This is a genomic window from Advenella sp. RU8, from assembly GCF_048381675.1.
GTDB lineage: Bacteria > Pseudomonadota > Gammaproteobacteria > Burkholderiales > Burkholderiaceae_B > Advenella.
Map to the genome: position 1 here is coordinate 462,649 of NZ_JBLWIS010000001.1, position 13,096 is coordinate 475,744.

The 13,096-nt window shown below is 49.5% G+C and carries 9 protein-coding genes and 3 pseudogenes; 7 read left to right on the forward strand and 5 right to left on the reverse strand.

All coding sequences use genetic code 11. From position 1 onward, the window contains the following. Window positions 1-69: 69 nt before the first annotated feature. Window positions 70-528, reverse strand: a complete 459-nt coding sequence (locus ACM5Q9_RS02185; RefSeq protein ID WP_418143088.1) for a GatB/YqeY domain-containing protein — start codon at window positions 526-528, stop codon at window positions 70-72. 63 nt (window positions 529-591) lie between these two features. On the opposite strand from ACM5Q9_RS02185, the gene ACM5Q9_RS02190 reads away from it, so the two are divergent. Next, window positions 592-1,317, forward strand: coding sequence for a hypothetical protein (locus tag ACM5Q9_RS02190; RefSeq protein ID WP_418143089.1), 726 nt, complete (start codon window positions 592-594; stop codon window positions 1,315-1,317). A gap of 105 nt (window positions 1,318-1,422) precedes the next feature. Here ACM5Q9_RS02190 and pbpG read toward each other — a convergent pair whose 3' ends face one another. Beyond that, a complete protein-coding gene (pbpG, locus tag ACM5Q9_RS02195; RefSeq protein WP_418143090.1) occupies window positions 1,423-2,256 on the reverse strand; it encodes a D-alanyl-D-alanine endopeptidase in 834 nt (277 codons plus the stop codon). 398 nt (window positions 2,257-2,654) lie between these two features. Here pbpG and purL point away from each other — a divergent pair, with 398 nt between their 5' ends. Continuing rightward, the gene (purL, locus tag ACM5Q9_RS02200) at window positions 2,655-6,698 is read left to right on the forward strand and encodes a phosphoribosylformylglycinamidine synthase (protein ID WP_418143091.1); all 4,044 of its coding nucleotides are present in this window, start codon (window positions 2,655-2,657) and stop codon (window positions 6,696-6,698) included. 164 nt (window positions 6,699-6,862) lie between these two features. Continuing rightward, entirely contained in the window at window positions 6,863-8,323 is a 1,461-nt protein-coding gene (gene guaB / locus ACM5Q9_RS02205) for an IMP dehydrogenase (RefSeq protein ID WP_418143092.1), read from the forward strand. 99 nt (window positions 8,324-8,422) lie between these two features. Here the strand turns inward: guaB and ACM5Q9_RS02210 are convergent, their stop codons facing one another. Beyond that, entirely contained in the window at window positions 8,423-9,148 is a 726-nt protein-coding gene (locus ACM5Q9_RS02210; protein ID WP_418143093.1) for an alpha/beta fold hydrolase, read from the reverse strand. Between the two features lie 187 nt (window positions 9,149-9,335). Here ACM5Q9_RS02210 and guaA point away from each other — a divergent pair, with 187 nt between their 5' ends. Continuing rightward, window positions 9,336-10,928: a glutamine-hydrolyzing GMP synthase gene (gene guaA, locus ACM5Q9_RS02215; protein WP_418143094.1), complete on the forward strand. Its 1,593-nt coding sequence runs from the start codon at window positions 9,336-9,338 to the stop codon at window positions 10,926-10,928. A 78-nt stretch (window positions 10,929-11,006) separates the two neighbouring features. Next, window positions 11,007-11,720 carry a phosphoribosylaminoimidazolesuccinocarboxamide synthase gene (locus ACM5Q9_RS02220; protein WP_418143095.1) on the forward strand — a complete coding sequence of 238 codons (714 nt, stop codon included), beginning with the start codon at window positions 11,007-11,009 and terminating at the stop codon, window positions 11,718-11,720. A 38-nt stretch (window positions 11,721-11,758) separates the two neighbouring features. On the opposite strand, the pseudogene ACM5Q9_RS02225 reads toward ACM5Q9_RS02220, so the two are convergent. Beyond that, window positions 11,759-12,070, reverse strand: a pseudogene (locus ACM5Q9_RS02225) (LysR substrate-binding domain-containing protein); the annotation flags it as partial. 25 nt (window positions 12,071-12,095) lie between these two features. Here ACM5Q9_RS02225 and ACM5Q9_RS02230 point away from each other — a divergent pair. Together ACM5Q9_RS02230 and ACM5Q9_RS02235 are read left to right on the forward strand one after the other, a co-directional pair. Next, window positions 12,096-12,299, forward strand: a pseudogene (locus ACM5Q9_RS02230) (putative oxygenase MesX); the annotation flags it as partial. Beyond that, window positions 12,300-12,584, forward strand: a pseudogene (locus ACM5Q9_RS02235) (methionine synthase); the annotation flags it as partial. It lies immediately after the preceding pseudogene. An 80-nt stretch (window positions 12,585-12,664) separates the two neighbouring features. Here ACM5Q9_RS02235 and ACM5Q9_RS02240 read toward each other — a convergent pair. Further along, entirely contained in the window at window positions 12,665-13,018 is a 354-nt protein-coding gene (locus tag ACM5Q9_RS02240; RefSeq protein WP_418143096.1) for a DUF3147 family protein, read from the reverse strand. Window positions 13,019-13,096 lie beyond the last annotated feature (78 nt).

The following is a 13,096-nucleotide window of genomic DNA, read 5'->3' on the forward strand; positions in this document are numbered from 1 at the left end:
CAAATGACTGTTGCAATGTGGGGCCAGCCAGGGAAAATGGTTTGTATAACCTGGCTGGCAATTATGAAATTACATTAAGCGGGCTTTGAGTTGTTTGGACAACTCGGACATATCGGCGCGACCGGCGAGTTTTTGCTTGATGATAGCCATCGCTTTACCCATTGCCGGAGCGCCGCTTACCCCCTGTGCGGCCACTTCTTCAATGGCTGCAGTAATAACGGCAATGATTTCTTCCTGGCTGGCTTGTTCTGGCAGGAATTCGGCCAGTACTTGCATTTCGGCTTTTTCCGCTTCGGCCGTTTCAGTGCGTCCGGCTTTTTCGTAAGCGGCAATAGACTCTTTTCTTTGTTTGATTTGCTTTTCGATAATCGCCAGAATCTCATCGTTGGACAGCTCTGTGCGCTCATCTACCTCTTTTTGCTTGATGGCAGCCTGCAAAAGGCGCAAGGTGCCCAGGCGCTCTGATTGTTTGGCGCGCATTGCATTTTTAATTTCTTCGGAGATGGTTTGTTTTAAAGAATCAGACATGAAAATTCCAGGGGAATGTTAAGATAGAGATATATTATTACGCAGTTTTTTATAGGCTTCAACATGACAGAGCTGGTAACCGAAAGAATACTTGTTCCAGGAAATAGTGACATCAGGCAGTTATTTATCATTTTTTTAGATGATATCAGGCAAAAAGACAATCTTGATGTGCTGGTGCAGCATATATGCAAGAGTTTTGAAAATGCAGCGGTGGTCGCCGTTTGCCATTATCCGGTACAAGCAAGCAAGCCCAATGCCTGGGAGGAAAAATTATTGCGGCATCTGGCGTTGTCCGAAGCCGAACTTGCACAGATGGTGGAACACAGTGCTGGTAAATATCTTGACTATATCAAGGGCAAGCAACAGGAGTTCGCGCTTCCCGAGCAGGCAACGGCCCTCATTGGCGTAGGCTATGCCGCCAGTACTGTGCTGGAATTAACCAAGGCAGAAAATGTCCCGGCAGGCCGGGTTATTACGTTTGGTGGCAGATACGTACAATTGCCAGCTTCCTTGTCTATTAATCAAACCATTCATTTATTGCATGCTGATGAAGATGAGAAAATTAATATTCATTTTGCCCGTGATACGCATCAACATATAGATCGAATCCAGGGAGATGCAACGGTGGATATTGCCAACAAAACAAAAAATTCACTTGATCCGGTGTTAAGCAAAAGGATGATAGAGCGGCTGCTTACTTGTGTGCCTTTAAGATTCTGGCAAGAAGCGGAAGGGGGTGACTATGAGTTGCGTGAAACAGGTCCTGAGCCTGATGACACAATTCATTGATTCTATTTTTTAGAGATAAAAAATCCCCGGGCTAAGCCGGGGATTTGTTTGATGCCAATGCTTATAGACCCATTAAACAGTCTATAAGCATTAATAGTATTTACCTTACAGCAAGGTGGGGTAGTCGCTTTGGACTAAATGGCGTACCCGCACTGCATCGGCAAAACGGGTAAGGCGACCTTGTGAGTTCAGCAGTACAACGGCAACCGGGCGACCGTCCATTTGTGTTTTCATGACCAGGCAATCACCGGCTTCCTTGATGTATCCCGTTTTTGATATCTGGATTTTCCAGTTGGAATTCCTGACCAGGCGATTGGTGTTCTTGTATTTTTGCGTTTTTCCATTGCTGGTTACAATTTCGTATTCATCGCTAGTGGAAAGCTGCCGGATAAGGGGCTGTTCTGAGGTTGCCTGAATTAATCTGACCAGATCTCGGGGTGAGGATACATTCATTGGTGACAGGCCGGTGGGCTCAACAAAGCGGCTCCGGGTCATGCCCAAGGCGCGTGCCTGTGCGTTCATTTCACGTACAAAAGCGTCCAGGCCACCCGGATAGGTGCGGCCCAAGGCATGGGCAGCCCTGTTTTCAGATGACATGAGTGCCAGATGCAGCAACTCATGGCGGGTTAGCGTGGTGCCGACACTTAACCGTGAGCTGGAGTATTTGAAGCGGTCAACATCGGCATCGACGATTTGAATTTGCTCATTCATGGGCAAATGCGCCTTTGCAATGACCAGGGCGGTCATGAGTTTGCTGATGGAGGCGATGGGTCGAATGGTATCGCTGTTTTTGGAAAACAGGACCTCATTCGACTCAAGGTCTACCACGTAGGCCACCTCTGACTTCAGGGAAGCGCCACTATCGGCCATGCCGGTTACATTTGGTCCGGAAACGGGCTTTACGGGTGTTTGGGCATGCACCACGGGGGTTAGTTGCATGCTGAAGGCGCAAAATGCACCCAAGCACGCAGACAAGGTTTTATTCAAGTATTTTCGCATAGTGAAGAAATTTTATATATTAGAATAGGGTATTTTCAATTATAGAATTGAAAATAAAAAAAGTATATATATTAAATAGTTAGCTGTTCTTTTTAAATTCATTATTAAGAGATTTGGAAGGTGGGACAGGTTTGATTTATAAGACTTTTTTTATTGATGGCATGCTAGTCCGTTCAAAGGTCAATTTGAAATAAATTGTAAATAAGAAGGCAGCGATCTTGGTGCCCAGGTGGGTCTGGCTAATATTTTTGTCTATAAGGGCTTTTTTCCGGAGCCTTCAGGCAAGGCAGGCTAAAATGGGGTCTTTCCATCCAGCTTGTTTTTTTGTGAACAAAAACGTGTCTATTTACCAATTTATTCCCGGTTCTTCTGTATTGTCTGCGTTTAAACGCGAGCGCCTTCTTTCCAAAATGAAATCGGCGGGCATTCCCATTGCCAATCTGGTGGCCCGCTATGAACATCACGTGCTTATTGAGCAAGCACTTACAGAAGCCGAACAGCAGCGCCTGAAACAATTGCTCGATTATGGTCTTCCTGTCAATGCTGAAGACATTCAGGATAAAAAATCAGTCAGTTTACGCGTCTTGCCCCGTTTGGGAACTATTTCCCCATGGGCCAGCAAGGCCACTGATATTGCCCATAATTGTGGTTTGACAGGCATCAAAAGAATTGAACGGGGTATCGAATACATCCTGATACCTGAAAAAGGCCTGTTGGGTAGCAAGCAGTTTACCGAAGCCCAGCTTGGCAGTATTGCTGCCATGCTTCATGATCGCATGACAGAAACCGTCGTGGATGTCGATTTTGACGGACAAGCGCTGTTCAGGGTGCTTGAGGGCAAACCTTTGCAAACCGTGCCGGTATTGTCTCAGGGCAAAGCGGCGCTGAACCAGGCCAATACCGAATTGGGCCTGGCGCTGTCTGAAGACGAAATTGAATATCTGGTTGATGCGTTTACAACCCTTGGACGTGACCCTACCGATGTTGAACTGATGATGTTTGCCCAGGCGAACAGTGAGCATTGCCGTCATAAGATTTTCAATGCCAAGTGGAAAATTGACGGTGAAGAAAAAGAAAATACGCTGTTTGGCATGATTCGCCAAACCCATGCGGCGCAGCCGCTGGGTACGGTGGTTGCTTATTCAGACAACTCGGCTATTATGGAAGGTGGCGTTGCCCAACGTTTTTATCCGGATACTGAAGCAGCCGGTCCTGGTAAATATGCGTCTCATGAACGCCTTACGCATGTACTCATGAAAGTGGAAACCCATAACCACCCAACGGCTATTGCACCATTTCCCGGTGCGGCTACAGGGGCGGGCGGTGAAATTCGCGATGAGGGCGCAACCGGGCGTGGCTCCAAACCCAAGGCGGGTCTTACCGGCTTTACGGTTTCCAACCTTCAGTTCGACGATGCGCTTGAGGCATGGGAAAAAGACTCCCATGGCGCCCCAGATCGCATTGCTACGCCACTTGATATCATGATCGATGGCCCTATTGGGGGAGCAGCCTTCAATAATGAATTTGGTCGTCCGAATTTGTTAGGTTATTTCCGTGTTTATGAACAAACCGTTGCCGGCCAAAAATGGGGCTATCACAAGCCCATCATGCTGGCAGGGGGCATGGGGGCCATAGACGCCAGCCAAACACACAAAAACCAGATTCCTCCCGGCGCCTTGCTGGTTCAGTTGGGTGGTCCAGGCATGCGTATTGGCATGGGCGGCAGTGCCGCTTCCAGTATGGGCGTGGGTGCCAACTCGGCCCAGCTGGATTTTGATTCCGTACAGCGTGGCAACCCCGAGCTTGAGCGTCGTGCCCAGGAAGTGATTGATGCCTGCTGGCAACAATTGGACAATAATCCCATTATTGCCATTCACGATGTTGGCGCGGGCGGTTTGTCCAATGCCTTCCCTGAACTGGTCAATGATGCTGGTCGTGGTGCCATTTTTGATTTGCAGCGGGTAAATCTGGAAGAGTCCGGCTTGTCTGCCGCTGAAATCTGGAGTAACGAGGCACAAGAGCGTTATGTGCTTTCAATCTTGCCTGAAGACTTACCGCGCTTTGATGCGTTGGCCAAACGCGAGCGTTGCCCGTATGCGGTTGTTGGCGTTGCCACTGAAGATCGTGTGCTGCGCGTCACTAACGGTGAGGGTCTTCCCGGTGAGGCCGATACCACTTCGCTGGATGCCGCTACCGAACTGCGTCCGGTGGATGTGCCGATTGATGTCATTCTGGGTAAACCGCCACGCATGTTCCGTGATGTTACCCGGGTTCCGTTAGCTGAAGAGCCCATCGATGTAACCGGTCTGGATTTTGATCTTGTTTCGCGCCAGGTAATGCGTCATCCCACCGTAGCCAATAAAACCTTCCTGATCACCATTGGGGACCGTACGGTGGGCGGGCTTAATGCGCGTGACCAGATGGTTGGGCCATGGCAGGTGCCGGTTGCTGATTGTGCGGTAACACTGGCCGATTATGAAGGCTATCGCGGCGAGGCCATGGCACTCGGAGAGCGCTCTCCGTTGGCTATTATCAATGCACCTGCTTCAGGTCGGATGTCTATTGCAGAAGCCATGACTAACCTGGCTGCCGCAGACGTGGCAAGGATTGAAGATATCAAGCTTTCCGCCAACTGGATGGCCGCGTGCGGGGTAGAAGGCCAGGATGCGGCACTGTACGATACCGTACAGGCTATTAGCGAGCTGTGCCAGCAGGTTGGCCTTGCCATCCCTGTTGGTAAAGACTCTTTGTCCATGCGTACCAGCTGGCAAGAAAATGATGAGCAAAAACAGGTGGTTTCGCCCGTTTCCCTGGTGGTTACTGCCTTTGCGCCGGTTGCCGATGCGCGTCAAACCTTAACACCACAACTGGTTACTGATCAGGGCAATACTTCCCTTATTCTGATCGATCTTGGATTGGGTAAAAACCGCCTGGGTGGTTCTGTCTTGTCGCATGTCATCAACCAGTATGGTAATGAAGTGCCTGATCTTGACGATGCCGAATTGCTGCGCAAGTTCTTTGTTACTATTCGCGCCTTGGCACAAGATGGCAGTATTCTGGCTTATCACGACCGTTCTGACGGTGGTTTGCTGGCTACCGTCAGTGAAATGGCCTTTGCCGGACATACCGGTGTTTCCATTAACCTGGACATGCTGACTTTTGATCAGAATGTGGCTGATTGGGGCGATTACAAAATCCGCCCGGAACAAGTCGCCGTGCAGCGAGATGAAAGCACCATCAAGGCCTTGTTTAATGAAGAAGCGGGCGCGGTTATCCAGGTGCGTGCTTCTGATCGTGATGCGGTATTGCAGGTATTGCGTGCTGCTGGCCTGTCACAGTGCTCCCATGTTATTGGTAGCCTGAATACACAGGACGAGATTGAGTTTTACCGGGATGGCAAACGTATTTTCGGTTTTGATCGTGCCGAGCTTGGCAAGGAATGGAGTGAAGTTAGCTACCAGATCATGAAACGTCGTGATAATCCTGCTTGCGCTGTGGCTGAATTAAGTGTCTGGGATGATAAGGCTGATCCTGGCTTCACGCCAAAAGTGAATTTTAACCCTCAGGAAAATATTGCTGCCCCGTTTATTAATAGTGGAGCACGCCCCAAGCTGGCGGTGCTTCGAGAGCAGGGTTGTAATAGCCATGTAGAAATGGCCTGGGCCTTTACCAAGGCCGGCTTTGATGCTTATGATATCCACATGACCGACTTGCTAAGCGGCAAAGCCAATTTGTCAGAGGTACAGGGTCTGGTTGCCGTCGGTGGCTTCAGTTATGGTGATGTTTTGGGCGCCGGTGAGGGCTGGGCCCGTACTATTCGCTTTAATGATCAGCTAGCGGAACAGTTTGCGGCTTATTTTGCGCGTCCCGACGTTTTTGCCCTGGGTGTATGTAATGGCTGCCAAATGATGGCAACCTTGTCGTCCATGATCCCGGGTGCCGAGTTCTGGCCCAAGTTCACGTATAACCAGTCTGCCAAATACGAAGCGCGCTTGACCATGGTTGAAATTGCCAACTCTCCATCCATTTTCTTTAAAGGTATGGAAGGTACGCAATTGCCTATCGCTGTTGCTCATGGAGAGGGTTATGCCAATTTCGCCGAGCAGGGCAACAAAGAGAAGGTGCTGGCTAGTGTCCGTTATGTCAATAACCATGGCCAGATTACCGAGACTTATCCTGCCAACCCCAATGGCAGCCCTTATGGTCTGGCGGGTGTTACAACGGCAGATGGCCGCTTTAGCATCATGATGCCGCACCCAGAGCGGGTAACCCGTAATGTCATGATGTCCTGGGCTCCCGAGTCCTGGGGTAGTCAGGATGAAGGCGGTGACTATACACCATGGATGCGCATGTTCATGAATGCCAGGGTGGCTTTGGGCTAGATTGGTTTTTCCCGGCAGTAATGTCGGGTTAAAAAGAATACCCATTTGTTCAATTGGCAAGTAAACTGCTTATTGGCAAATGGGTTTTTTTATGGCAATGTGCTCATTGGCTTGAGTGCATTATCCCTTAAGCGTATAATCTTGTTTTGCGCCCGGAGTCTTTCATGCGTTTAGTTCAAAAAGCGCTTACCTTTGATGATGTCTTATTGGTACCTGCGTATTCCAATGTGTTGCCACGCGACACCTCTCTAAAAACCAAATTAACCCGTAATATCAGCCTGAATATTCCGCTTGTGTCGGCCGCCATGGATACCGTCACCGAGTCGCGTCTTGCCATTGCAATGGCTCAGGAAGGTGGTATTGGTATTATTCATAAAAACATGACTGCTGATGAACAGGCCCGTGAAGTGGCCCGTGTCAAGCGTCATGAATTTGGTATTGTTATCGACCCTATCACGGTAACACCGTCCATGACCGTTCGTGATGCGATTGCATTGCAAAAGCAAAATGGTATTTCAGGCCTGCCTGTTGTTGAAAATGGCAAGGTTGTCGGTATTGTCACTAACCGTGACCTTCGTTTCGAAGATCGCTACGACGAACCCATCAAAAATGTCATGACGCCGCAAGAGCGCCTGGTAACCATGCGTGAGGGCAGTACCCTCGAGGAAGCCCAGGCCCTGATGCACAAACATCGTCTGGAACGCGTGCTGATTGTCAACGAAAATTTTGAATTACGTGGTTTGGCAACCGTCAAGGATATTGTCAAAAACACAGAGCATCCCTTTGCCTGCAAAGATGCCTTTGGCCAGTTGCGTGTTGGTGCTGCCGTTGGTGTAGGTGAAGGTACTGAAGAGCGTGTGGCTAAACTGGCCGCTGCTGGCGTAGACGTCATTATTGTGGATACCGCTCACGGTCATTCACAAGGCGTTCTGGATCGTGTTCGCTGGGTTAAGCAAAATTATCCCAAGATAGATGTCATTGGTGGCAATATTGCTACCGCCGCTGCCGCCAAGGCATTGGTTGAGGCTGGTGCTGATGGTGTAAAAGTAGGCATTGGTCCAGGTTCCATTTGTACCACCCGTGTTGTTGCCGGTGTGGGTGTTCCGCAAATTACCGCCATTTCCGATGTGGCCAAAGCCCTTGAGGGCACTGGCGTGCCCTTGATTGCCGATGGTGGTATCCGTTATTCCGGTGACGTTGCCAAGGCCTTGGTTGCTGGTGCTTATGCCTGCATGATGGGCGGCATGCTTGCTGGTACTGAAGAGGCGCCGGGTGAAGTGGTCCTGTTTCAGGGGCGTTCTTACAAGTCTTACCGTGGCATGGGCAGTTTAGGCGCCATGGAAAAAGGCTCTGCAGACCGTTACTTCCAGGAAGCTTCCAGCAACACAGACAAGCTGGTTCCTGAAGGTATTGAAGGCCGTGTTCCTTACAAAGGCAGTGTGTTGGCCATTATTTACCAATTGGTAGGTGGTATCCGGGCTTCCATGGGTTATTGCGGTTGCGCCTCTATTGATGACATGCGCACCAAGCCAGAGTTCGTTGAAATCACCTCTGCCGGTGTTCGCGAATCTCACGTGCATGATGTGCAAATCACCAAAGAAGCACCTAACTACCGTGCTGATTAATTCTGCAGGGTGCCGGTAATGCCGGCTTGGTAGTTCTGCAAATAAAAACCCTTTCGTAAATTTTTCCGGAAGGGTTTTTTTATGATTTGAAAAAAAACTTCAAAAAGAAAGCAATAAATCAGCCAGCAAGTGCGGATGGGTAAAGGGGGCGGCATGGGAAGTGGGTAGTTTCACTATGCTCCAGCCTTGCTGTTTTTTAGCCAGTACATGCGATTGGGCAACCGGGTCGTAGGCCGGGTTGGTGCATTTGTAATAGGTAACTGGCAGGTAATTGCCCAGTGGATGATGCAGTTCCAGTTTGCTGGCATAAGTGCCAATAGGGTGGGGCGTAAGCATGGATGCAATGGTAGTGTTTACGTGCTCGTCTTCAGGGTAGCCCAGTAATACAGGCCGTGGCGCAGGCAGGGCCAGGCCTTTACATTGGCTGGCTGCGATGCTTTGCAGTTTTTCCACGGCCTTTTCAGGCAGGGTATTAAAAGCTGACTGGCCGTTTTCAACCAGGAAACCATCCAGAAAAATCAATTGCCTGATTTTCTCAGGAATTCTGTCTGCCACACCACTAATCACCAGGCCGCCAAAGCTGTGACCAAGCAAAACCACATCGTCTAGTTTTTCCCATTTGAACAGATTGATGATGTCAGTGATAAATGTGTCAAGATTAATGCTGCTATTAAGCAAATGGGATTTTTCGCCCAGGCCGGTAAGGGTTGGCGTGTATACATTGTGCCCTTGTTGGCGCAGGTGTTGTGCAAGGGTTTGCCACACCCAGCCGCCGTGCCAGGCACCATGCACCAGCACAAATGTTGTTGGGGTATGTTCTGTCATGCCGTCTCCTGTTAAGGGTTCCCGTTTGCGGGTATTTATTTGTTTTAGGTAAAAGAAGCTGCCAAGGCCGGATATAAATGTGTTTGCCGGGCAAAATACATTCATTTGGCACGGGACAATACATTATAATTTAGCCTTTATCCTGTCTGTGCTTTTGGCACAAATTGCTACATTTAATGGTCTTTATATGCATCAACGTATTTTAATTCTTGATTATGGTTCTCAGGTAACGCAGCTTATTGCGCGCCGTGTTCGTGAAGCGGGTGTTTACTGTGAAATACATCCCGGTGATGTCAATGAAGCATTCATTAAAGAGCAGATGGCCCAAGGCCTGAAAGGTATTATTCTGTCTGGCAGCCATTCGTCTGCTTATGATGAAAGCTCCCTGAAGGTGCCTACCGCGGTCTTTGAGCTGGGTGTGCCGGTATTGGGTATTTGCTACGGCATGCAAGCTATGGCCATGCAGCTGGGTGGCAAGGTAAGCTGGTCAGATCATCGCGAATTCGGCTATGCCGAAGTGCGGGCTCATGGTCACACTGAGTTGCTTAAAGGCATTCAAGACTTTGAAACCCCTGAAGGCCATGGCATGCTGAAAGTCTGGATGAGCCATGGTGACAAGGTAACCGAATTGCCTGAAGGCTTCAAGCTGATGGCGTCAACGCCTTCTTGCCCGATTGCAGGTATGGCTGATGAAAAACGTCATTTCTACGGTGTCCAGTTCCATCCAGAGGTCACTCATACGGTTAAGGGGCAGGCATTGTTAAGCCGTTTTGTGGTGGAAATCTGTGGTTGCGAAGGCGACTGGAATATGCCCGATTACGTTACCGAGGCAGTTGCCCGTATCCGTGAACAGGTGGGTGACGATGAGGTCATTCTGGGCCTGTCAGGCGGGGTTGATTCTTCGGTTGCCGCTGCCCTGATCCATAAGGCAATTGGCGATAAATTGACATGCGTATTTGTCGATCACGGTTTGCTTCGCCTCAATGAAGGCAAACAGGTCATGGAAGTGCTGCATGAGAACCTTGGCGTGAATATTGTTCATGTTAATGCTGAAGCAAAATTCATGGGTGAGTTGGAAGGGGTTGCTGACCCTGAAGCCAAGCGCAAGATCATTGGCCGTGAGTTTGTTGAGGTATTCCAGGAAGAGGCTGGTAAGCGTAAAGACGCCAAATGGCTGGCGCAAGGCACCATTTACCCCGACGTGATTGAATCAGCTGCCTCTAAAACCGGTAAAGCGGTTGCCATTAAATCGCACCATAATGTGGGTGGCTTGCCAGAAACCCTTAATCTGCAGTTACTGGAGCCTTTGCGCGAATTGTTTAAAGACGAAGTGCGTGAATTGGGCATCGCTCTGGGCTTGCCGCATCATATGGTTTACCGTCATCCGTTCCCCGGACCCGGTCTGGGTGTTCGTATCCTGGGTGCGGTAAAACAGGAATATGCCGATTTACTGCGCCGTGCCGATGCGATCTTTATTGAAGAGTTGCGCAACACCATAGACCCTGAAACGGGCCGTAGCTGGTATGACCTGACTTCACAGGCCTTTGCAGTGTTCCTGCCGGTTAAATCGGTGGGTGTGATGGGCGATGGCCGTACCTATGATTACGTTGTGGCCTTGCGTGCGGTACAAACTTCAGACTTCATGACCGCCGACTGGGCACCGTTGCCATACCCCTTGCTGGCCAAGGTATCCGGACGCATTATTAACGAAGTACGCGGTATCAACCGCGTGGTTTATGACGTGTCCAGCAAACCGCCTGCTACGATTGAGTGGGAATAAATTACAGGGGCGGGGCGCCTTGCCGGCGCCCTGCCGCTCTTCCAAAACAAGATATTGAAACCATCAACGAGTAAATACATGAATACCAGCGAAAAAATTTATTCCGGCAAGACCAAAGACTTGTTCGCCTTGCCAAACGGCAACATCCTCCTCGTTTTTAAAGACGACGTTACGGGTGATAACGGCGTCATCGATCCGGGTGCCAATACGGTTATTGGCAAGGTCGAAGGCAAGGGCCGAAAATCCCTGGCCATGACTGATTACTTTTTCAAGCGCCTTCACGCTGCCAACATCCCCACCCATTTCGTGAACGCAGACCTTGAAAAGGGTACCATGGAGGTTCGTCGTGCCGAGCCATTAGGTAAGAGTATCAGCGGTACAGGCGCCCTCGAGTTCGTTTGCCGTACCCGGCCCTGGGGCAGTTTCCTGCGCCGTTACCAGCAGTACATTCCCGATGTGAATGCCAATCTGGATTATCTGGTTGAGATCACTGTCAAAGACGATGAGCGTGGTGACCCACTGATTAATGATGACACCCTCGTTGCCTTGGGTCTTGTCAGTCCTGCTCACCTTGAGCATGCCAAGGAACTCACTCGCCGCGTGTGTCGTATCGTTGAAGACGACTTACGCAGCAAAGGCCTTACCCTGGTTGACATGAAGATTGAAATCGGTCTGGTTGGGGATGACGTTGTGGTTATTGACGAAATTTCGGCTGATGCCATGCGTGTCATGGATGAAAACGGCAAAGTGCTGGAGCACGGCACTGTTTACGAAAAGCTGATCAACGGCTAAGGTAGTGTGCAGGCTTTTTTGTGGGAAACATTCAAGGCTCAGAAAGAGGAACCCCGGGCCAGCGCGACAAAGGCCTGTACATAATCAATCGCGGTATCTGTTCGTAAGCCCACGAAAATCTGCTTGGCAATGCCATTGGGTCCCAACCTTACAGGTACTATGGGTAGTTTGTCGGCATATTCTTCAACCAGCCAGCGTGGCAAGGCGGTTACCCCGCGACCACTGGCCACCATCTGCAACATAATGTCTGTGGTTTCAATGGTTTTGTGGCGCTTGGGTGCGATGCCTGCCGGCAGCAGAAACTGGTTGTAAATGTCCTGGCGCTCAATGTCTACCGGGTAGCTGATAATGGGGATGCGGGTTCGTTACTTGATGCCTGAAATTTATAATGCCAATTCTGTAGCGGGTAAATGCTATCAACCACGTTTAACAAACCAAGATCACTCATTAACCCAAATTGTTTACGACCGGGAAGAACGCAGCCAATTGGCTATTGAGCAGGGCAGATTGACTGAAGAGCATTTCATGAAGCCCTATAAAACCACGCTTGAGCAAAGGGCCGCCGGCTACGCGCTTTAATTAATAGAAAAAGAATGTCATAATTCTCATGTGCCCATTGATCTTATTGAGCTTATCAGGGGCAAGAAAGTGATGGTGGGAGCCATTGATGTGGCAAGCAATACCATCGAAACGCCAGAAGAGGTTGTCAATACCCTGCGAAAGGCGCTTCAGTTTGTTGATGCCGATAAACTGTATCCCTGTACCAATTGCGGAATGGCACCTTTATCCCGTCAAGTGGCAAGAGGTAAATTGCGTGCCTTAAGTGCCGGCGCGGAAATCGTTCGCAAAGAACTCTCCATTTAGTGGGGGTGGGCCACTCCCACGCGGAGCGTGGGAGTCAGGCATTGGTTGCAAGCGTCTTCTGACTGAATGCTTGTCTGTGATTATCCTATCAGATCAATGTCAAAAACCATCAGGAGCCGGGTAAATACTGCAAAACACACGATGGTCAATAATGCCGATGCAGCAATGGCCCCCCAGAAACCAAATTTACCTAGAAACCAGGGAAACGCGATAAACATAGGTAACGTTGGGATCACATACCAAAATGTGTAATAGGCATGGTTGGCTATTTTTTCGGTACCTTGTTTTTCGAAATACAGCCAGAACAGGGTGAGTAATGTAACCAGTGGCAATGATGCCAGCAGACTGCCCAAGCGGTCACTTCGCTTGGCCACTTCAGAAATCAGAACGACTAAACCGGCTGTCACCAGATACTTTGTTACGATCCACAACATCAGTTAATCCTTAAAAACCCCTAACTAAACATAAATCATAAATGATATGCAAATAATAAAAATCGCAAGTATGGTATT